Below are 19,355 nucleotides of genomic sequence, written 5' to 3' on the forward strand. Positions count from 1 at the left end.
GCCCGCCTGCGGGCGGCGTACAGGATGCCGCTCAACGCCGCCACCTCGCGGTTCCGCGCGCACCATGCCCGTCCACCGGCGAGCTCACCATCGAAGCTCCTCCCCAACCGGTGGGCGGCCCGCCCGCGGCCCGTCGAGGAACAGGGCCGCAGCCTGGCTCTGCAGCTGGAATGGGAAGTCATTGACGACCCGCTGCTTCCACGGTCGGCTGACGATGGCGTGCGTCATCCGGCGGGCGCCACGCGGACGTCGCATGATCATGTCAGCGAGCTCCCACGCCCGGTCCACCAGGCGCTCGCGCGGCACGATCTCCGACACCATGCCGTACTCGAGTGCCTGCCGCGCATCCACCGCCTGGCCGGTGTAGATGTGGTACGCGGCTCGCTTGGTGCCCATCAGTTCCTGGAACGTGAGGCTTTGCCCATCACCCGGCGCGGTCGACACCAGGAAATGCGGGTCGAAGAAGCGTGCGTCCTCGGTGCAGATCGTGATGTCACAGGCGAGCGCGATCTCGGTGTGCGGTCCGGGCCCGTTGACCGCGGCGATCGTCGGGACGTCGACGCCGAAGACGAAGTTCTGCAACAGCTTCGCCGCGTCCTCGTACATCTTGGCGATGTCGTCAACCGTCCGATCGAAATGCCCGTCGGCGCTGCGCCGCGCGTCCAGCCAGTAGTCGCCGGTACCCGTGAGGATGAGCACCTCGTTCTCCGGGTCGTTACCGACCTCCAGCCATGCCTGCCCCCAGGCGTTGTGGCTGGCAAGCGTCTGGACGTACGAGTCGCCGTCGGTGTGCATGCGGAGCTCAAGGATGCCGTCGCGGCGGCGCATCACGAAGAAGTCGCGGTACTTCTCCGCGTACTCGGCGAAGTCGGGACGGCTGACAAGCCCCGCCCATCTGGCCGTGTTCAACTGATCGGTCATGCGATCATGCTCCTCGAGTGCCGCAGCCGGCTCAATCCTCAAAAACCGGCCCGTGCCGGATACCCGACAAACCAAAGAAAACGTCGGATTCGGGCCGAGCCGCTTCGCCATCACAGCTCCTTCTCCGCGTTATACCGAGAGCCGCCTCGCGCCGACCGACGCACAGACCCCGGCGACAGGCGGCTGGCCAGGTGATGGCCGGCGGCCTGGGCTGGTTGTGGGCGCCGGGAGTGCGGACAAGATCAACTCTGTCCGGATTCCGGTGGAGACTCGTGCTGCTGGTGATGGCGGCTTCTGTGCGCGGAGCAGGCAGATGTTTGCCGGCTGGCGTCGATCGCGCGCTGATAGCGCTTCGTCAGGTTGTGCAGCGTGTCGACCAGTTCCGGCGAGTCCACGATCGTGAAGTCCGCGTCCAGCATGCCCAGATAGAGGGCGAGCATCTCCGGATGGTCCGAGCCTGGCTCGAACGCGCACTGGTCTTCGCCTAGGGACTGCACCTCCATGGGGATCGGCAGCCGGCCCCGCACGTATGACGCGGGCGCGTGCACGATCACCCGTGCCCGGTACCGCCAGGTCGCCTCGCCGACTCCGCGTGCCACCTGCGCCGCGATCTCCTGGTCGGGCGGTAGCGCACGGGGCGTGAAGCGCGGCCCTGTCGGCGTCCGCGGCTCGATCCGGTCGACCCGGAAGGTACGCCAGGCGTCCCGGTCCAGGTCCCAGGCCACCAGGTACCAGCGCCGCCGGTCGTTCACCAGGCGGTACGGCTCGACCGAGCGCCGGCCGGCCGCGCCGGAATGCGCCCGATAGTCAAACCGGAGCCGCTCATGGTCCCGGCACGCGCTCGCGATCACGGTCAGCACGTCCGGATCCACCTGCGGGCCATGCGACGGCATCGGCAGCGCGTACGACTGGAGGGCGCTGATCTGGTGGCGCAGCCGCGAGGGAAGCACCTGCTGCAGCTTCGCCAGCGCACGCACCGAGGTCTCCTCGATGCCCGCGACCGAGCCGTTCGCGGCGGTACGCAATCCGACGGCGACCGCTACCGCCTCCTCGTCGTCCAGCAGCAGCGGCGGTAGGGCACGGCCCGTGCCGAGCCGATACCCGCCGGCCACACCCGGCCGCGCGTCGACCGGATAGCCCAGCCCGCGCAACCGACCGATGTCATTTCGGATGGTGCGGGTGGTGACGCCGAGCCGGGTGGCGAGCTCGGTACTGGTCCAGTCGCGTTGAGCCTGCAACAGGGACAGCAGGCGCAGCAGCCGCGCCGAAGTTTCCAACATTCTTCGATCCTGACGACAATCTAGGAACGATCCTTTCCGTTAATGTTCCTAGCCTTCTCCGCGTGAGGACAAGAGCTCTCATCGAACGCCCGGCCGTACCGGCCCCGTTGACAAGGAGAAGCGCCATCAGCGACGGCCTCCAGCCCTTCCGCGTCGAGATCCCCCAAGCCGACGTCGACTACCTGCACGACCGGCTCGCCGACGCCCGCTGGCCCGGCGAACTGCCCGGCGCGGAGTGGACTCGCGGCGTACCGCCGGCCTACCTGAAGGAACTCGCCGAGTACTGGCGCACGCAGTACGACTGGCGCGCCCAAGAGGCGCAGCTCAACCGACACCCACAGTTCACCACCGAGATCGACGGCCAGCGCGTCCACTTCTTGCACGTCAAATCCGACCAGCCCGGCGCCAAACCGCTGCTGATCACCCACGGCTTCCCCGGCTCCGTCGCCGAGTTCCTGCACCTGATCGAACCGCTGGTCAACCCGGCAGCGGGTCAGGCCTTCCATGTCGTCGCCCCGTCCCTGCCCGGGTACGCCTTCTCGACCCCGCTGGGCGGGACGGGCTGGGCGATGGGTCGCACCGCACGCGCCTGGGCTGAGCTGATGCGCCGGCTCGGCTACGAGCGGTACGGCGTGCACGGCGGCGACGTCGGCGCAGGCGTGTCCGGCATGGTCGCCGGCCTCGACGGCGAGCATGTCATCGGCGCACACGTCGTGACCGATCCGCTGACCGCCGCGAACGTCGCCACCTTCATCCCAGGGATGGCCGACCGGCTCGACGAGAACGACCCGGTCGACAAGCTGATCCTGAGCCGGATGGACGCATTCACAAAGGAAGGTTCCGGATACCTGGCGATCCAGAACAGCCGGCCGCAAACCATCGGCTACGGTCTGGTCGACTCACCGCTGCTGCAGCTCGCCTGGATCGCCGAGAAGTTCCACGAGTGGACCGACCTGCCGGTCGACCGCGACCAGTTGCTCACCACGGTCAGCCTGTACTGGTTCACCGGCTCCGGCGCCACCGCCGCGCACACCCTGTACGAGCAGGCGCACTCCTCGGACTGGGGTGCGCCGTCGGCCGTACCGCAGGGGTTTGCGGTCTTCGGAGCGGACGACACCGTACGAAAGCTGGTCCCCGCGCCGGCCGACGCGCACTGGACCGAGTTCCAGCGCGGCAAGCACTTCCCGGCGATGGAGGCCCCGGCCGAGCTGGCCGCGGACCTGCAGGCCTTCTTCGGACCACTGAAGTGACCGATGTGCTGAGCCGGCGTGGTCTCAACCGGGCCACGCTGGCTCGCCAGCACCTGCTGGAACGCGCGCCGACACTGGCGATCGACGCGATCGAGCACCTGGGCGGGATGCAGTCCCAGGCACCGCTGGCCCCGTACGTAGGATTGTGGACCCGTCTCCAGAACTTCGCGGCGGACGAGCTTTCGACGCTGACCGAGCAGCGTCAGGTGGTGCGGCTGCACCTGATGCGCAACACCGTGCATCTCGTCAGCGCGCGCGACTGCCTGGACTGGCGTCCGCTGTTCCATCCGCTGCACGCCGCCCGGTTCAGCGGGCACTTTCGCCACGGGACCCAGGGAGTGAACCGGGACGCGCTGCTCAGGCAGGCGAAGCAGCTGCTGGAGGAGCAGCCGCGCACCCGTGCCGAGCTCGGCAAGCTGCTTGCGGAACGCTGGCCGGACGCCGATCCGAACGCGCTGGCGTACGCGGCGACGCATCACATCGCGCTGTGCCAGGTGCCACCGCGGGGCGTCTGGGGCAAGAACGGTCCTGCGGCATGGGCACCGGTGGAGAGCTGGCTGGGCGCGCCGCTGCGTTCGGTGCCGGTGGACGCGCTGGTACTGCGCTATCTCGGCGCGTTTGGTCCGGCGCATGTCGCGGACATCCAGGTGTGGTCCGGGCTGACCCGCCTGCGCGAGGTGGTGGAGCGGCTGCCGTTGCGAACGTTCCGCGGACAGGAGGGACAGACGCTGTACGACCTGCCCGAGGCGCCCCGGCCTTCTGAGCACATGCCTGCCCCGCCACGGTTCCTGCCTGAATACGACAACCTGCTGCTGTCACATAAGGACCGCACCCGAGTGATCCTCGGCAACCGCCCGGTGCCGCTCCCGCCGGGCAACGGCGCGACCGCCGGCACCTTCCTGGTCGACGGCATGTGGCAGGGCACCTGGCAGATCCAGAACCACTCACTGCGCATCCAGCCGTTCACGAAGCTGTGCCGAGAGGACTGCGACGCGCTGTTGACCGAGGCTGCACGGTTGTGCGCCTTCCTTGCCCCCCAAGCGACGCGCGACATAGTCCTCGACAAACCGTAGATCGTTGATCGGTTCCTCGGTGGCCGTGGACCACCCCGCCGTGCCGGCGCCCGGGACCGGCATCAGAACCTCGTTCCGACGCTGGCCGACCCCGAATGCTGACCAGCGGATCCAGGGCTCGGCGACCCCCTTCTTGCCCGGCAGGTGAACCCGTTCCCTGATGCGTCGCCGGTGCAGGTCCGCCACCCGCTGACGGCCGACGACCGCCGCCTCTTGGCGGGAGAGTTCACCGTCCGCGGCGAAGGTCTGACCGGCCCAGATTCGGCCGGCCAGACCTGATCGCCCGCTCCCGTGGTCAGCCCGCGCGATCGATGATCTCCCCGACCGACCGGCCTGATGCCGGGCCGTGGGGTGCCCTAGTGTCCCAGCCCCGCCGACATCGTGGGAGCGGTGAACCACCCGGGACGGCGTGGTTTTTCGTCTGGATCGGTGGCGGATCTGGTCAGCGCGCCGACGTACAGGAAGGTGTTGGTCGGGGGTTGGCCCGGTGCGGTGGTGGATCCGGCGAGGAAGCCGTTCATGTGCTGTCCGTCGTCGGTGACCAGCGCCCAGTAATACAGTGAGCGGTCGCCGTTCGCGGTGTGGCAGGTTTGCGTGTCGGGATCAAGTTCGGCGGTGTTGCCGCGCACGACGAGCGTCCAGTCACAGCCGTCCGGCGTGTGCGCGTTGATCTTGCCGCGATCATGGTGCGTGCCGCTGAATCGAACCGTGCCCTGTTCCGGGTAGACCGTGCCCTTGTCGGTGGAGACGACGTTGGTGAGGGTGTGGAAGTCCGCCGGATCGTAGCGGTAGTCGCCGACGAACCGCTGGACGAACTTGCCGTTGTGCCGGCCGTCGACCACCTTGGTGCGGGAGCCGGATTTCATGGTGCCGATGAGATCCACTCCGTTGGGCTGATGGCTCACGGTCACGATCGACTCCGTCTCACGGTTGCCCTTCACCTGGACGGACCATTTCGTGATGTTGCCGGGGGAGCCGACCGCCCGGTTCGTGCACTGCTGGGTCGTGGACGACAACTCCAGTCCGGTGCGCTGGACGCGGAAATTCCAGGTGCAGCCCCCATCGGTGTGTCCGTTGACCGTCCCGTTGGGGCCGGGGGAGAACACCACCCAGCCCACCTGGGGAACTTGCAGCGGCAGCGGTAGTTGCGGGTCGCACTGGCCGCCGCCGTCGGGGCAGGCCAGCACATCGATGTTGTTCAGAGTGGCGGCATCGGGTTGGTCGTAGTTCCACATGCCGTAGTACTTCGCCGCGTTCGTGCCAGTGTCGGCCGATGCCGTGGTCGATCCGAACGGCGCCGCCGTCGCGACGGCGAAGATCGCGGCAACGGCCGCCAAGAGGGCGAGCGAGGTTCGCGCGGCGATTGCACAGGCTCGCGCGAACCGAGAAGGAGGTGACATGAGAGCGTTTCCTCGTTGCGTCGGGTGGTCGTTTGGTCAGCCGAGTGCGGCGGCGGCGCGTTCTTTGGCCGCCAGCACCACCGTGAGAGCGGTGTCGAGCCCGGCTGCGTCGATGCCCTCGAAGGCGGCATCTGTGACCTTGCGCGCATGCGCGTACAGGGCCGTGAAGTAGTCCCTGCCGGCTTCGGTGAGTTCCGCTTCAGCGGAGGGGTTTTCGGGTTGGTACGTGATGTGGCCCGCCGCAGCGGCGCGCTCGAGCACCCGTACGGTGTCCGGCTCGGCCAGGTCCAGACGGCGGTTGAGTTCCTTCGCCACCTCGTCAAGGGGCAATGGAACATCCGCCTCCCAGAGCAGGGTCAGGAGCATCCAGGTGGGGAAGTCCGAGTCGAAGTCCGCGAGGGCGCGACGGTGCAACTTGCCGATCAGGCGTGCGGTCTCGCCTAACGCGCGGCCGAGGCTGGGACGCGATTCGGGGTTCACGGTCATCCGAGTCTCCTTGTGACGTGGCGGTCTGGCAGCACTCCCACTTCTGTTGGTGCCACCAATGATGGTGCCACCAACCATACATGAAATTGGTGGTGCCACCAACAATCGGTTAACCTGGTGACGTGGACGGCACAACGCACCCGACACCCGCCCGGCTGCGCGCCCTGCCGAGCTGGGTGATCAATCAGGCGGCGATCGCGGCCAACCGGCTGACCGACCGAGCGCTAGCCGGCACGAGTTCCCGACGCCAGTTCGCGATGCTGTCGGCCCTCGACGAGTTCGGCCCATCCAGCCAAGCCGATCTGGGCAGATGCACCGGAATCGATCGCAGCGATGTGGTGACGGGGGTCAACGCGATGGTCGAGCAAGGATTTCTGCAGCAGCGTCCCGACCCGGCCGACGGCCGGCGCAATATCGTCACGCTCACCCCCGCGGGGAAAGACCATCTGGAGAGGCTCAGCGCCCTCATCGCCGACGCCCAGAATGAACTCCTGCGCGCCCTCTCCCCCTCGGAATCGAAAATGATGGTCGACCTGCTCAACCGAGTCCTCGACAGTGGCTGACGATCCGAACACCCTGGTGGAGATTCACAACGTGCTGAAGCGACTTTCGGCTGGATCGGCGCGTATCTCCGTCTCCAGGAAGTTCGAGATCTCGTTCGCGACGACGTCGGGCCTCTCGAGACCACACAGGTGTCCAAGGTCGCTCAGCAGGACCGCACGGCTTCCGGGGATGCGCCGCACGTCGTCCAGCTGCTTGGCTTGATCTACGACGACGTCCTTCCCGCCGAGTATGTAGCAGCTCGGTACGCGTATCTCAGACAGCTCGTCGGCCTGGCTTGTCAGCGCACCGCCGGCCAGCCAGCCGTGCCACATCTGTTCGGTGACGGTCAGCATGCTTCGCGTCAGACCCGAGGTCTTAGACGGGTCCAAGGAGATCGCCGCCACTGCTTGCGCGAGGGCCTCGGCATCGCCGTATGCGGCATCGAAGCCGGCGATCACCTCGTCCCCGGCAGTCGTCCCCGCAGCGTTCCATGGCACAACACCAACCAGCGCGCGCACCTCGTCCGGGTAGTCGAGCGCGATACGCACCGCGATCGCACCGCCGAGGGAAAATCCGGCGAGGCAGTAGTCGTGGACGCCCGCGTCGTTGATCGCGTCGTGCAGGGTCGCGGCCAGCGTGGACAGTCTCCCGTCCGCCGGCGACCGTACGGACTGACCGTGTCCGGGCAAGTCGAAGATCAAGACGCGGAACCCGCTCAGGTGCCGAGCGATTCCGGTCATGAGATCAGCCGAGGCACCGAACCCTGGCAACATGACAAGTGTCAGAGGGCCCTGGCCGTGTTCCTCCCAGTAAATGTCCGAACTGGTGTGTGGCATCGCGATCTCCCTTGTCTTGGCGAAGTGTGTCGGGTAACACGTACGGCGGAGCGCACCGGCCGGATCCACCCGCACCGCGGGCCGGTCCGGCCGGGCTCCTCAGCGTCATCTCGTTCAGTGCGCCTGGGTGGTGTGGCTCGCGGTGAAGGCCAGAAGAAGCGCGGCGGTCCGCGGCGGATCCTCCATGATGGGCGAGTGCCCGACACCGGGCAGCAACTCCACTTTCGCGCCCGGAACAGCGCGGTATTCGGCGGCGGAGGAGGATCGCCATCTCCGGTCTTCCTCGCCGAAGATCACCAGCAGCGGCTTGCCGAGGGGAATCAGCCGATCGGGGAGCGTGCGCTGCTTCACATAGTCGTCGCCGTCCTGCGATGTCGCGATGAAGGCGTGGTAGGTCATGCCGCGCGCGTCGTCCACAACCGCCTGCGGGACCTGATAGCCGGGGCGGCTGAACGCGGTGCTCGCGGCCTGGCGGATCAGGCTGTCGGTCCGAAGCCGCCACAGCAGCTGCCCGATGACGGGGTCGGACAAGAGCCCGCCGACGAAGCCGCTTGAGATGAAGGCGTCCAGACTGGGCGCGGTGTCGATGAGCACGAGCGAGGTCACCAGGTCGGGGCGTTGCTCGGCGAGCGCGGTGGCGACCGCGCCGCCGGTGGAATGGCCGACCACTACGGCGCGCTTGACCCCGAGCCGGTCCATGGCCTCACCGACCCGGCGTCCCTGCTCCGGCATCCCGTAGCCACCGCCGGCCGGTTTGGCCGACCTGCCGTGTCCGAGCAGGTCGATTCGGATGACGCGATGGGTCTTGGTCAGCAGCGGAACGAGCGCGTCCCACGAGCGGGTCGACGCGGCGAGTCCGTGGATCAATACGAGTGCCGGCGCATCGGGGGGGCCGTCCTGGCGCACGTAGATGTTCCCGCCGTTGAGGGGCAGGGTCGGGTTCCCACTGGCCTCGGCGCTCTGCCGCGTCACCACCTCCGCGTTCACGAGAAGCAACCCGACGGCGACGAAAGGGACAGCCGAGGCGATCAAGAGGCGCCGCCGGCGCCGTGCCGCCCTGTTCACATCAGCCTGCCGGTGCGGCGACCGCAGGCCGGCGTCGTCGAAGCAGCAGGGTCGTCGAACCCCAGGGAAATAGTCATGGGCCTACAGTCGCCGCCGGTGCGCGCCGGCGTCTTGAACAAATGTCCGGGCCGTACGCCGACACCACCGTCGGGGATGGAACGCGAGTAGATCCGCAACCGCCCCCTGGAAGGCGGGTGCCGCGATTGATGAGACTGTTCGCTGTGGTCATGTGGGTTCCGGCAGCGCGCATAGTCGCGCCCAGCATGTGAGGAACGCCTGTCTCCAGGGCCACGTTGCCCTGAGCTTCAGGGTGCGGCGGCGGGCCACCCGGGTGGAGGCCCGACACTGACTTGCTTGACAGCCCCCTTCCGGATGAGAGGCTGAGGTTCTTCTCCCTGGCCAAGGAGGACCACGATGACCGCGACACCCCCCGAAGCCCTCACCTCAGACCCCGCGGCACCACAAATCACACAGTCGCTGGCCGAGATCCATACCAAGGGCGCGGGCCTGTTCTCCCGGGCGCTGGTGATGGTCAACGGAGACCTCTCCTTCGACGAGGCGCACAGCTACAAGACCCCGATCGCGGGAGCACGTTCCGGGGGGACGGCGCGCTACTCCCTGGCGGAGACCAAAGACGCCAGCCGCGGCTACCAGGGACGCGTCGACAAGGCGCAGGCGCGCATGTCCAAGCAGGACAGCGAGGTCGCGGTCCTGCAGGAAGCCTGGGACTGGATCGAGGGGCTTCATTCCTCGTTCCCTCATGGCGCCCACGTCCGGGTCGTGGTGGTCGGCAACATCGGGCCGTGCACCGGATGCAAGGCTCGCCTGGAGTTGTTCCGGCAGGACCTTGTCAGCGTGTTCGGACTCGGGCGGGTGATCGTGGAAAGCGTCTACGACACCAGCCAGATGTTCATCACCAAGGACTACGAAGAGAAGTACGAGGACTACGAGACAGGGAGCACGAGCACGGTCTCAACGACCTACGGATACGAGGGCGCGACGGTGGAGGCCTATCGGCCGCCGGGGGCTCTGCAGAGCGTGTCGTACTGGCTGTACAGGCTGGGGTAGACGGTCCCTGGGCAGTACGTCTCTCGACGGAACGCGGTTCGCAGGGGTATCGCCAACCGGCACTTCCGTTATATCCGGTTCATTGAGCCTTCTTCTTGCATGGCGGCCGGCTCAGCGGGCGAGGTGGACGGTGCCGCCGAGCGTGGTCACGGCCCGCCCGGCGGTGACCGCCGCGATCCACTCCTCGAAGACGGGCAGCCGGTCCTCGGCCACCGCCACCTCGAAGGCGACCCGCGCGCCGTAGTCCACACCGCGCAGCGCGTACGGCGAGGCGCGCAGGTCGCTTTCCAGCCTCCCGGCCTGGGCATGGCCGACCGACACGGTCACGACCGCCGCGGGGACCATCTCGACCACCTCCGCCCGGTCGAGCGTCTCCCCCACCGCGCCGCCGTACGCCCGCGCGAGGCCGCCCGCGCCCAGCAGCACCCCGCCGAAGTAGCGGGTGACGACGGCGGCCACGTCGGCGAAGCCGCGCCGGGTGAGCATCTCCAGCATCGGCGTGCCGGCCGTGCCGCCGGGCTCCCCGTCGTCGTCCGCCCTGCGCACGCTCTCGCCGACGACGTACGCCGAGCAGTTGTGGGTCGCGTCGGCGTAGAGCCGCCTGCGCTCGGCGACGAACTCCCGCGCGGCCTCCTCCGTGGCCGCGGGGGCGAGCGCGCAGACGAAGCGCGAACGGCGGATCTCGATCTCGTGCTCGACGATGCCCCTGATCGTCCGGTACGGCGCTGCCACGAGGTCAGCTTATTCAGCAGACTGCCTTTACAAAGTAATGTGAGGTCTTCGTGCGAGCGGACGAACATCACGCCGGTCTTTGGTGAGACCGCACGAACCAACCCGCTCCCTCCCTGCCGTACCGTCAGCGGCGTGTCAGTCGAACTCCATCAGCATCCCCACCAGCGCCTCCACCACCGCGCGGTCGTCGCGGACACACACAACGACCTGCTGATGGCGGTCGCCGAACGCCCGCCGGCCCGGTGGGCGGAGTTCTTCCGGGAACGGTGGCTGCCCCAGTTGCGGGACGGCGGAGTCGACCTCCAGGTGCTGCCGGTCTTCGTCGACGACCGCTACCGCCCGGAGGGCGCGCTGCGCCAGACCCTTCGCATGATCGAGTGCGCGCACACCCTGGCCGAGGGCAACGCGGACGCCGTACGGCTGTGCCTGGACGGTGCGCAGGTCGACCGGGCGCTCGACGACGGCGTGATCGCCCTGGTCCTGGCGCTGGAGAGCATGCCCGGCCTGGACTCCTCCGTCGAGTTGCTGCCCACCCTGCACCGGCTCGGCGTACGGGTCGCCTCGATCGCCCACTGGGGGCGCACGCCGCTGGCGGACGGCAGCGGCGAGGACGCCACCGGTGGCCGGCTGACCCATGCCGGGGTGGCGGCCGTACGCGAGATGGAGCGACTCGGCATGATCTTCGATGTCTCCCACCTGGGCGCACGCGGGGTCGAGCACGTGCTGGAGCTGGCCGGCCGCCCGGTGATGGCGACGCACTCGTCCGCGCGCGCCCTGCGCGACCACCACCGCAACCTCACCGACGACCAGATCCGCGGCGTCGCCGCCACCGGCGGGGTCGTCTGCGTCAACTTCTTCCCCGTCTTCCTCGCCGAGGACCCCGCCGACCACACCGTGGACCGGCTGGTGGACCACATCGAACACGTCGCGGAGGTCGCCGGGATCGACCACGTGGGACTGGGGCCCGACTTCGTCCGCGAGGTGCTGCACGACGTCACTCCCCCGTGCTGTGAGGACTTCGGCTTCGACGGGATCGACCCCGGCGCCGCCCTGCCCGGGCTGGACGGGCCACGCGGGCTGCCCCTGGTCACCGAGGCCCTGCTGCGGCGCGGCCTGCCCGGCGACGACATCCTGAAGATCCTCGGTGGCAACGTGCGGCGGCTGTTCCGGGCCGAGCTGGGCAGGCCCCGGTGACGACGGCTGTGAACGCCGCTGCCATGCTCGCGGACCTGGAGGAGCTCGTCTGCTGCGAGTCGTTCTCCGCCGACCACGAGGCGGTGGCCCGCAGCGCCGCCGTTGTCGCCGGCCAGGGGCGCCGCCTGCTCGGCGTGCCTCCCGAGACGATCGTGATCGACGGGGTGACGCACCTGCGGTGGAGCTTCGGCGAGCCGCGCGTGCTGCTGCTCGGTCACCATGACACGGTCTGGCCGATCGGCTCCCTCCGTACGTGGCCGTGGTCGGTCAGCGGCGGGATCGCGCGGGGGCCCGGAGTGTTCGACATGAAGGCCGGGCTGGTGCAGATGTTCCACGCGCTGGCCGCGCTGCCCTCGCCCGACGGCGTGTGCGTGCTGGTCACCGGGGACGAGGAGGTCGGGTCGCCGTCCTCCCGCGCCCTGGTCGAGGAGTCGGCGCGCGGCTGCGCCGCCGCCTTCGTGCTGGAGGCGAGCGCCGAGGGCGGCGCGCTGAAGACCGCGCGCAAGGGCATCTCGGCGTACGAGATCGTGGTGCACGGCCGGGCCGCCCACGCGGGCCTCGACCCCGGCAAGGGGGCCAACGCCGGAGTCGAGCTCGCCCACCAGATCCTCGCCGTCGCCGCGATGGCGGCCGCGGACGGCCCGGACGGGCCCCTGGACGGAACGACGGTCACGCCCACGTTGCTGTCCGGCGGCACCACCATGAACACCGTGCCCGCACTGGCCCGCCTGGCCGTGGACGTCCGCCTGCCGACCGTCGCGGCCCAGCTCCGCGTGGACGCGCTGATGCGGGCGCTGTCACCCCGGACGCCCGGCACCCGCCTGGAGGTTCTCGGCGGCCCGAACCGCCCGCCGCTCGAACCGGCCTCGTCGGCCGGCCTGTTCGCGCTCGCCCAGCGGGTCGCCGCCGGCCTCGGGCTCGCTCCCCTCACGGGCGCGGCCGTCGGAGGCGCGTCGGACGGCAACCTCACCGCCGGGGCCGGCTGCCCCACCTTGGACGGGCTGGGCGCGGTCGGCGGCGGTGCGCACGCCGACGACGAGCACGTGGTCGTGGCCGAGATGCCGGGCCGTACGACGCTGCTGGCGGGCCTGGTCGAGGCGGTGCGCGGATGAGCGGCCCCGACGACCCGGACCTGCGGGAGCCGCGTCTGCGCGAGTTGCACGCCATCGAGGAGTTCGAGGAGGTCTGCCGCCTGTTCGGCGGCATCTGGCGGCCGGATCCCGGCGGTGCGCCGGTCACGGTGGAGATGCTGCGTGCGCTCTCGCACGCCGGCAACTACGTCGCGGGGGCCTACCTGCACGACCGGCTGGTCGGCGCGTCGGTCGGGTTCGTCGCGGCCCCGCCGCGGCGGGCGCTGCACTCCCACATCACCGGGACCCTCACCGGCCGGGGCGTCGGCTTCGCGCTGAAGCTGCACCAGCGGAAGTGGGCGCTCGACCGGGGCCTGGAGACGATCACCTGGACGTACGATCCGCTGGTGCGCCGCAACGCCCACTTCAACCTCGCCAAGCTCGGCGCCCGGCCCGAGGAGTACCTGCCGGCCTTCTACGGCAGCATGGGCGACGCGATCAACGCCGGGGACGAGTCCGACCGGGTGCTCGCCGTCTGGTGCCTGACCTCACCGCCCGTGCTCGCCGCCGTACGGCGTGAGCCGCCCCCGGTGGAGATCCCGCCGGACGCGGTCACGGGACTGGACGACGACGGCGGCCGGCCCGTGCGGGGCCGCACCGACGCCGAGACGGTGCTGGTCGCCGTGCCCGGGGACATCGAGACCCTGCGCGTGACGGATCCGGCCGCGGCCCGGGCCTGGCGGCTGGCCCTGCGCGAGGTGCTCGGCGGCCTGCTGCGCGACGGCGCGCGGGTCACCGGATTCCACGACAGGTCCCGCTACGTCGTCCGCCGGGGCGCCCGCGACGAAGGGAGAGGCGGCGAACGCCGCACGCTGTGATGGAAACCACGGGGATGAAAACCACGGGGATGAAAACCACGGATATGACAAACACGGATATGACAAACACGGGCATCAAGATCACTGGTATCGAGCTGCGGCGGATCGCGATGCCGCTGGTCGCGCCGTTCCGCACGTCCTTCGGCACCGAGACGCGGCGTGACGTGCTGCTGCTGCGCGTCGTCACGCCCGACGCCGAGGGCTGGGGCGAGTGCGTGGCGATGACCCAGCCGCTCTACTCCTCCGAGTACGCCGAAGGCGCGGCCGACGTGCTGCGCCGCTTCCTGATCCCCGCGCTGCCCTCGCACCCCGGCCCGTACGCCGTCAACGAGGCGCTGCGCCCGATCAAGGGGCACCGCATGGCCAAGGCCGCGCTGGAGACGGCCGTGCTGGACGCCCACCTGCGTGCCACCGGGCAGTCGCTCGCCGGCTTCCTCGGCGCCACGAGGAGCCGGGTGGCCGCCGGGGTCTCGGTCGGCATCATGAACTCCGTCCCCGAACTGCTCGACGCCGTCGCCGGCTACGTGGACGAGGGCTACGTCCGCATCAAGCTCAAGATCCAGCCCGGCTGGGATCTGGAGCCCGTACGCGCCGTGCGCGAGCGTTTCGGGCCCGAGCTGCCGCTGCAGGTCGACGCGAACGCCGCCTACACCCTTGCCGACGCCCCGCACCTGGCGCGGCTGGACGAGTTCGGCCTGCTGCTCATCGAGCAGCCGCTGGCCGACGACGACATGGTCCAGCACGCCCGGCTGGCCGCCGCGATCAGCACCCCGGTGTGCCTGGACGAGTCGATCGAGTCCGCCGAGCACGCGGCGGCGGCCATCTCCCTCGGCGCCTGCTCGGTCGTCAACATCAAGCCGGGGCGGGTGGGCGGCTATCTCGAAGCCCGGCGCATCCACGACCTGTGCCGCGCCCACGGCGTGGCGGTCTGGTGCGGCGGCATGCTGGAGACCGGGATCGGCCGGGCGGCCAACGTCGCGCTGGCCGCGTTGCCCGGCTTCACCCTGCCCGGCGACACCTCCGGCTCCCGTCGCTACTACAGCACCGACATCACACCGCCCTTCGAGCTCGAGGACGGGCATCTGACCGTGCCCACCGGCCCGGGCATCGGGGTCGAGCCGATCCCGTCGCTGCTGGACGAGGTCACCGTCGCCACCGAGTGGATCCCGCTCTGACTCCCGCCGGCCACCCGTGGACGGCTCAGTGCCAGTCGCTGATCTGCACGTCCCGGGGCGCCGGCGCGCCCTCGCCGGTCTCCACCAGGGACTTCAGGCTCATCAGGAACGTGGCCCACTTGGTGCTGCAGTGGTGCATGAACTCCACGGGCTCCTTCCAGCCCCGGTGCGTGAACAGCACGATCGTGTAGTCGCCGTCCTGGCGGAGGTGCCAGTCGATCGTCGTCCCGATCCATTCCTCGGGGCCGTCGGCCACCCGCCACGCCACCCGCTCGGACGGACACAGCTCGACGACCTCCATGTCGAAGCCGCCGGGCAGGAACCGGAACTCGAGCACGCCGCCGACGTCGCCGCTCCCCTTCGTGTCGTCGGTCCACCAGCCGGCGAGGCCCTCGACGGTCGTCAGCGCGTCGTACACCTTCTCCGGCGACGGGGTCTTGACCCCGATCCTGTGCAGGATGTCTGCCATCTTCGGCTCTCCTTGGTCTCGTCAGTCCTGTTGGGTGCGCTGGATCGCCTCGGCGATCCGCTTGATCCGCTGCAGCCGGGCGTCCCACGCCGCGCCGACAGACGACAGCTGGGCCACCGCGCGGGCGAGCTGGGCGTCGTCCACCCGATACCGCTTCTCCCGGCCCGCCGGCGTCCCCCGGACCAGGCCGGCCCGGTCGAGAACACCGAGGTGCTTGGCCACCGCCTGACGGGTGACCGGGAGCCGCTGGGCCAGCGAGGTCGCGGTGCCGTCGCCCTCGATGAGCAGCAGGTCGAGCATCCGGCGCCGGGTCGGGTCTCCGATCGCCGACCAGAGGTCGTCGTCCACGGTCTCGGCCGCCGTGGCGCTCACGGCCGCACCCGAAGCGTCGCGACGTACGACACCAGCCGCGGCAGGTAGAAGTCCCAGCCGGTGACGTGCTCCCGGTACTGCTGCTCCAAGACGGCGACCTCCCAGCCCATCTCGCGGAAGCCGGACTCGGTCATCTTGAGCAGCGTCCCGCCGCCTGAGGGGGTCAGGTCGAAGGTGACCAGCAGCGAGTTGCCCTCGGCCGCCACCTCGCCGGCCGGATGCGTCCAGCGGAACGAGAACGTCCGCGGCGGCCGCACGTCGACGACGGTGAACGACACCACCGCCCCGCCGGCGTCGCGGTCACCGAAGACGATCTCCCCCGCCGCCCCGGGCGCCGGCTCGTACCGGGCGTCGTCCGGCCACCACTCCTTGAGGTGGTCGGGGCTGCTCACCACCTCGAAGACGATCTCCGGCGACGCCTCGATGTAGATCTCGCGCTCGATTGTGCCGAACTCCACGTCAGCCTCCTGCAACGTTTGGTTGCACATGAGGTTATCCAAAAGGACGGCCCTAGCGCAACCATTAGTTGCGCATTGCTGATTCCAACCGGGCGAGTCGCCTCACCGGGCTTCCCGCGCTCGTGCTATCGGCCGAAGATCCGCATCTGGAGCATGACGCCGAGCCGGGCGTCCGAGTCGGCCAGGTCCAGCCCGCCGATCTCGGTCAGCCGCTTGAGGCGGTAGCGGAAGGTGTTGGGGTGCACGTGGACCCGCGCGGCGGCGGCGTTGACGTCGCCGAAGGCGTCCAGGTAGGCCCGCAGGGTGGCGACCAGCTCGCTGCCGTGCTCGGCGTCGTACGCGAGCAGCCGCTCGTACGGCCCGGTGGGCGCCTGCTTCTCCGCCCTGACCAGATCGGACAACTGGAGCAGCAAGGCCTCGAAGTGCACGCTCGTATACCCGGCCACCTGGCCGGAGGCGCTCCTGGCGCGCAGCACCCGCAGCGCCCGGTCGGCGTCGGCCCGCGACCGGGCCACCTCGGTGAGGTCGGCCGCCAGGCGCCCCACGCCGATGTTGGCCGCGTGCCGGGGGCCGACCCTGGTCAGGAAGCTCTCCGCCACGCGTACGGCCCGCGTCTCCTCCTGCCCGCCGGCCTGCAGGGGAAGCACGGCGTAGGCCACCGAGCCGACCAGCGCGGCGGCGGCCCTGGGGTGGATGGCCCCGACGTGCAGCGCGAGGGCGTCGCAGAACCGCTGCCTGTCGCCCTCCAGCCGGGCGGCGTCGTCGTAGGTCTCCTCGGTGAGCTGGGCCGCGAGCACGCACAGGCGCTCGCTCGCCACGCCCAGGCGGCCCGCCGCCTCCGCCGCGTCGCGGCCGCCGGCGAGCACGGTCGACAGCAGGTCGGCGCGCAGCCGCCTGCTGGTGTCGGCCACGGCGCGCTGCCGCAGGAGCTGCAACGCGACGATCTTGGCGGCGTCGGCGAGGGCGCGCCGCCGCTGCTCGCTGAGCGGCTCGCGCACCGCGGCCCAGATGGAGCCGAGGATCTCGTCCCCCGAGCGGACGGCCACCGCCGCCCGGTTGATCCCCTCGACGTCGAGTTCGATGTAGATCGGCTCGCGGCTCTGGTAGAGCCGGCGGAAGACGCCACCTTCCTCCAGCATCCGCCGATACCGCTCCGGCACCTGACGGCCGAGCACGGTGGCCACCCGCCCGGGGTCGGCCTCCTCCTGCCGCTCGGAGTAGGCCAGCACGCGCGAGGAGCGGTCCTCGATGGTCACCGGCGCGTCCAGCAGCGCGCACACGGCGTTGGCCAGCGAGAACAGGCCGTCCGGCGGGGGCTCTCCCGGCTCGGCGAGATCGCCTTCGCCCCGGAGCTCGGCCAGCAGGGAGCGCAGCAGCGCCGCCACCTGGGCCCAGGAGGCGGCGCGGGTGAGGCCGAGCACGGCGACCCCGGTCTCCAGGACCTTCGCGCGGAGCGGCTCGTCCACCTCCACCGGCTGCTTGACGACGATGCCGGCCGCCGGGCCGGCCGCGTCGAGCAGGGCCCGGATCCGCTCGGCCGAGTCCACCCCGACGGCGAGCACGAGAGCCCCCTCCTGCAGCAGCGGCTCGTCCAGCGGGTCGTAGATGTGCACCCCGGTGACCTCGGCGTCGAGGTCACCGGGTGAGGCGGCCACGTCGAGCACGGTGCTGCCGAGATCCTCCAGGACCCGGCGCAGGCTGGCGCGCGGCCGTGCGCTCATTCCCCGCCTCGGCCGATCCTGGGCGTGGCCCGCGCGCCGAAGTGGACGTACGGCGTGCCGTCGGCGAGCCGGAAGAACACCGCCGACCACCAGTCGGGCTGCCCCTCCGGGCGGCCGACGAAGGTGACGTCGTCCACCGGCACGAGGTCGAAGTCCATGGGCGGCTGCGCGCCGGCGAGGGCGCCCGTGGCCTCCATGTGCGTCGCGAGCGCTCCGTCGCGCACGGTCATCGTGATGCGCATGCCGGCCCGCTCGTAGACCCCGGCGTACCGCTCCACATCGGTCTCGTACGGCTCGGCCGGCGGGCCGAGCACGGGCGGGACGGTCAGGCCGAGCAGGTCGGCGAACAGCTCGGTGGCCACCGCGTGCTGGAAGGCGCCGGTCTGGCCGCCGTTGGCCAGCACGCACACGACCGTGCCCGTGCCGGGGACCGCCCAGAGCATGGCCGCCTGGCCGATCGTGTTGCCGCCGTGGGAGATCACCCGGCGGCCGTCCCACTCGTCGAGGATCCAGCCGATCCCCCACTGCCGGCCCAGCGTGTGCGGGTTGGGGACGTCCACCTGCGGCTCCCACATCGCTCGCGGGTCGGCCAGCAGCCCGCCTTCGAGGTGGGCGCGGGCGAACGCCACGACGTCGGCGGCGCGGGCGCAGATCAGCCCGGCGGGCCCGGCCGAGCGCATCAGGCCCCACATCGGCGCGGGCGCGCCGCCCATGTGGCCCATGGCCGCGCGGAACCGGAGGACGTCCTCGGGCAGGGTCCAGGTGTGGGTCAGGCCCAGGGGCTCGACGACCTGCTCGCGCAGCGCGGCGTCCCACACCTTGCCGGTCAGGCGCTCGACCGCCCGGCCCGCGATGGACAGGCCGGAGTTGCAGTACGAGTGGGTGGCGCCGATCGGGTGAATCTGCGCGAGGTCCGCGCACGCCTCGACGTACTTCTCCAGGCAGTCGTCGCCCCTGCCGGTGTCGAGGAACAGGTCGCCGTCGATGCCCGAGGTGTGCGACAGCAGGTGCCGGAGTGTGACCGTCTTGGACACCTCCGGGTCCGCGACCCGGAACTCCGGCAGGATCTCCCGCACCGGGGTGTCGAGGGTGACCCGCCCCTGCTCAGCCAGCAGCATGATCTGCGTCGCCGTCCACAGCTTCGTTATCGAGCCGATCTGGAAGAGCGAGTCGGGGGTCGCCTCGACGCCGGTGGCGACGTTGAGCACCCCGGCGGCGAACTCGTGGACCTCTCCCTCGTGCAGGAAGGCCAGGGTCGCGCCGGGCACCTCGTACTCGGCGATCAGCTCACCGAGCCGGGTCTGCCATCGTCCTGCCACGTCAGCCATCGGAGGGGGTCCTTTCGTCGCCGGGCCGTTGCCCGA

20 protein-coding genes are annotated in these 19,355 nt (G+C 70.3%); 8 read left to right on the plus strand and 12 right to left on the minus strand.

Going from position 1 to position 19,355, the window contains the following annotated elements; genetic code table 11:
- Window positions 1-84 precede the first annotated feature (84 nt).
- On the minus strand, window positions 85-1,032 hold the full coding sequence (locus QSK36_RS32355) for an enoyl-CoA hydratase/isomerase family protein (RefSeq protein ID WP_285784995.1): 948 nt from the start codon (window positions 1,030-1,032) through the stop codon (window positions 85-87).
- A gap of 131 nt (window positions 1,033-1,163) precedes the next feature.
- Complete coding sequence (locus QSK36_RS32360) at window positions 1,164-2,201, minus strand: helix-turn-helix transcriptional regulator (RefSeq protein ID WP_285784996.1); 1,038 nt, start codon at window positions 2,199-2,201, stop codon at window positions 1,164-1,166.
- 62 nt (window positions 2,202-2,263) lie between these two features.
- Between QSK36_RS32360 and QSK36_RS32365 the strand changes: the two genes are divergently transcribed.
- Both QSK36_RS32365 and QSK36_RS32370 read left to right on the plus strand, forming a co-directional pair.
- Window positions 2,264-3,451, plus strand: coding sequence for an epoxide hydrolase family protein (locus QSK36_RS32365; protein ID WP_352241288.1), 1,188 nt, complete (start codon window positions 2,264-2,266; stop codon window positions 3,449-3,451).
- Complete coding sequence (locus QSK36_RS32370; protein ID WP_285784997.1) at window positions 3,448-4,524, plus strand: winged helix DNA-binding domain-containing protein; 1,077 nt, start codon at window positions 3,448-3,450, stop codon at window positions 4,522-4,524. The genes QSK36_RS32365 and QSK36_RS32370 overlap by 4 nt, the downstream gene beginning before the upstream one ends.
- Window positions 4,525-4,880: 356 nt before the next feature.
- On the opposite strand, the gene QSK36_RS32375 is transcribed toward QSK36_RS32370, so the two are convergent.
- Together QSK36_RS32375 and QSK36_RS32380 are read right to left on the minus strand one after the other, a co-directional pair.
- Complete coding sequence (locus QSK36_RS32375; protein ID WP_285784998.1) at window positions 4,881-5,861, minus strand: hypothetical protein; 981 nt, start codon at window positions 5,859-5,861, stop codon at window positions 4,881-4,883.
- Between the two features lie 99 nt (window positions 5,862-5,960).
- Window positions 5,961-6,410: a MarR family winged helix-turn-helix transcriptional regulator gene (locus QSK36_RS32380; protein WP_183532623.1), complete on the minus strand. Its 450-nt coding sequence runs from the start codon at window positions 6,408-6,410 to the stop codon at window positions 5,961-5,963.
- A 122-nt stretch (window positions 6,411-6,532) separates the two neighbouring features.
- Here QSK36_RS32380 and QSK36_RS32385 point away from each other — a divergent pair, with 122 nt between their 5' ends.
- Window positions 6,533-6,973 carry a MarR family winged helix-turn-helix transcriptional regulator gene (locus QSK36_RS32385; RefSeq protein WP_285784999.1) on the plus strand — a complete coding sequence of 147 codons (441 nt, stop codon included), beginning with the start codon at window positions 6,533-6,535 and terminating at the stop codon, window positions 6,971-6,973.
- 24 nt (window positions 6,974-6,997) lie between these two features.
- Here QSK36_RS32385 and QSK36_RS32390 read toward each other — a convergent pair whose 3' ends face one another.
- Both QSK36_RS32390 and QSK36_RS32395 read right to left on the minus strand, forming a co-directional pair.
- The gene (locus QSK36_RS32390; RefSeq protein WP_285785000.1) at window positions 6,998-7,789 is read right to left on the minus strand and encodes an alpha/beta fold hydrolase; all 792 of its coding nucleotides are present in this window, start codon (window positions 7,787-7,789) and stop codon (window positions 6,998-7,000) included.
- A 114-nt stretch (window positions 7,790-7,903) separates the two neighbouring features.
- A complete protein-coding gene (locus tag QSK36_RS32395; protein WP_285785001.1) occupies window positions 7,904-8,776 on the minus strand; it encodes an alpha/beta fold hydrolase in 873 nt (290 codons plus the stop codon).
- 492 nt (window positions 8,777-9,268) lie between these two features.
- On the opposite strand from QSK36_RS32395, the gene QSK36_RS32400 reads away from it, so the two are divergent.
- Window positions 9,269-9,922, plus strand: a complete 654-nt coding sequence (locus QSK36_RS32400) for a hypothetical protein (RefSeq protein ID WP_285785002.1) — start codon at window positions 9,269-9,271, stop codon at window positions 9,920-9,922.
- A gap of 111 nt (window positions 9,923-10,033) precedes the next feature.
- On the opposite strand, the gene QSK36_RS32405 is transcribed toward QSK36_RS32400, so the two are convergent.
- A complete protein-coding gene (locus QSK36_RS32405) occupies window positions 10,034-10,654 on the minus strand; it encodes an IMPACT family protein (protein WP_285785003.1) in 621 nt (206 codons plus the stop codon).
- Between the two features lie 132 nt (window positions 10,655-10,786).
- Between QSK36_RS32405 and QSK36_RS32410 the strand changes: the two genes are divergently transcribed.
- The 4 genes from QSK36_RS32410 to menC all read left to right on the plus strand — a co-directional run bounded on the left by QSK36_RS32410 (window position 10,787) and on the right by menC (window position 14,971).
- Window positions 10,787-11,848 carry a dipeptidase gene (locus tag QSK36_RS32410; RefSeq protein ID WP_285785004.1) on the plus strand — a complete coding sequence of 354 codons (1,062 nt, stop codon included), beginning with the start codon at window positions 10,787-10,789 and terminating at the stop codon, window positions 11,846-11,848.
- Window positions 11,845-12,960: a M20 family metallopeptidase gene (locus tag QSK36_RS32415; protein ID WP_285785005.1), complete on the plus strand. Its 1,116-nt coding sequence runs from the start codon at window positions 11,845-11,847 to the stop codon at window positions 12,958-12,960. Before QSK36_RS32410 ends, QSK36_RS32415 begins: the two co-directional genes overlap by 4 nt.
- Window positions 12,957-13,796 carry a GNAT family N-acetyltransferase gene (locus QSK36_RS32420; protein ID WP_285785006.1) on the plus strand — a complete coding sequence of 280 codons (840 nt, stop codon included), beginning with the start codon at window positions 12,957-12,959 and terminating at the stop codon, window positions 13,794-13,796. The genes QSK36_RS32415 and QSK36_RS32420 overlap by 4 nt, the downstream gene beginning before the upstream one ends.
- 74 nt (window positions 13,797-13,870) lie before the next feature.
- A complete protein-coding gene (gene menC / locus QSK36_RS32425) occupies window positions 13,871-14,971 on the plus strand; it encodes an o-succinylbenzoate synthase (protein ID WP_285785124.1) in 1,101 nt (366 codons plus the stop codon).
- Window positions 14,972-14,996: 25 nt separating this feature from the next.
- Here menC and QSK36_RS32430 read toward each other — a convergent pair whose 3' ends face one another.
- The 5 genes from QSK36_RS32430 to QSK36_RS32450 all read right to left on the minus strand — a co-directional run bounded on the left by QSK36_RS32430 (window position 14,997) and on the right by QSK36_RS32450 (window position 19,319).
- Window positions 14,997-15,440, minus strand: coding sequence for an SRPBCC family protein (locus QSK36_RS32430; protein ID WP_183532635.1), 444 nt, complete (start codon window positions 15,438-15,440; stop codon window positions 14,997-14,999).
- A gap of 21 nt (window positions 15,441-15,461) precedes the next feature.
- Window positions 15,462-15,812 carry an ArsR/SmtB family transcription factor gene (locus tag QSK36_RS32435; protein ID WP_183532637.1) on the minus strand — a complete coding sequence of 117 codons (351 nt, stop codon included), beginning with the start codon at window positions 15,810-15,812 and terminating at the stop codon, window positions 15,462-15,464.
- Complete coding sequence (locus QSK36_RS32440) at window positions 15,809-16,270, minus strand: SRPBCC family protein (protein WP_183532639.1); 462 nt, start codon at window positions 16,268-16,270, stop codon at window positions 15,809-15,811. Before QSK36_RS32440 ends, QSK36_RS32435 begins: the two co-directional genes overlap by 4 nt.
- A 125-nt stretch (window positions 16,271-16,395) precedes the next feature.
- A complete protein-coding gene (locus QSK36_RS32445) occupies window positions 16,396-17,991 on the minus strand; it encodes a PucR family transcriptional regulator (RefSeq protein WP_285785007.1) in 1,596 nt (531 codons plus the stop codon).
- The gene (locus tag QSK36_RS32450; protein ID WP_285785008.1) at window positions 17,988-19,319 is read right to left on the minus strand and encodes a serine hydrolase domain-containing protein; all 1,332 of its coding nucleotides are present in this window, start codon (window positions 19,317-19,319) and stop codon (window positions 17,988-17,990) included. The genes QSK36_RS32445 and QSK36_RS32450 overlap by 4 nt, the downstream gene beginning before the upstream one ends.
- Window positions 19,320-19,355 lie beyond the last annotated feature (36 nt).

The sequence above is a fragment of the Microbispora sp. NBRC 16548 genome, assembly GCF_030268985.1.
Taxonomy (GTDB): Bacteria; Actinomycetota; Actinomycetes; order Streptosporangiales; family Streptosporangiaceae; genus Microbispora; species Microbispora catharanthi.

What these genes read in the sequence shown, in the direction of transcription:
- QSK36_RS32390 (WP_285785000.1), bottom strand. Translation starts at nt 7,789, where the DNA reads ATGCCACACACCAGTTCGGACATTTACTGGGAGGAACACGGCCAGGGC.
- QSK36_RS32445 (WP_285785007.1), bottom strand. Translation starts at nt 17,991, where the DNA reads ATGAGCGCACGGCCGCGCGCCAGCCTGCGCCGGGTCCTGGAGGATCTC.
- QSK36_RS32360 (WP_285784996.1), bottom strand. Translation starts at nt 2,201, where the DNA reads ATGTTGGAAACTTCGGCGCGGCTGCTGCGCCTGCTGTCCCTGTTGCAG.
- QSK36_RS32355 (WP_285784995.1), bottom strand. Translation starts at nt 1,032, where the DNA reads ATGGCGAAGCGGCTCGGCCCGAATCCGACGTTTTCTTTGGTTTGTCGG.
- QSK36_RS32430 (WP_183532635.1), bottom strand. Translation starts at nt 15,440, where the DNA reads ATGGCAGACATCCTGCACAGGATCGGGGTCAAGACCCCGTCGCCGGAG.
- QSK36_RS32420 (WP_285785006.1), top strand. Translation starts at nt 12,957, where the DNA reads ATGAGCGGCCCCGACGACCCGGACCTGCGGGAGCCGCGTCTGCGCGAG.
- QSK36_RS32400 (WP_285785002.1), top strand. Translation starts at nt 9,269, where the DNA reads ATGACCGCGACACCCCCCGAAGCCCTCACCTCAGACCCCGCGGCACCA.
- QSK36_RS32450 (WP_285785008.1), bottom strand. Translation starts at nt 19,319, where the DNA reads ATGGCTGACGTGGCAGGACGATGGCAGACCCGGCTCGGTGAGCTGATC.
- QSK36_RS32380 (WP_183532623.1), bottom strand. Translation starts at nt 6,410, where the DNA reads ATGACCGTGAACCCCGAATCGCGTCCCAGCCTCGGCCGCGCGTTAGGC.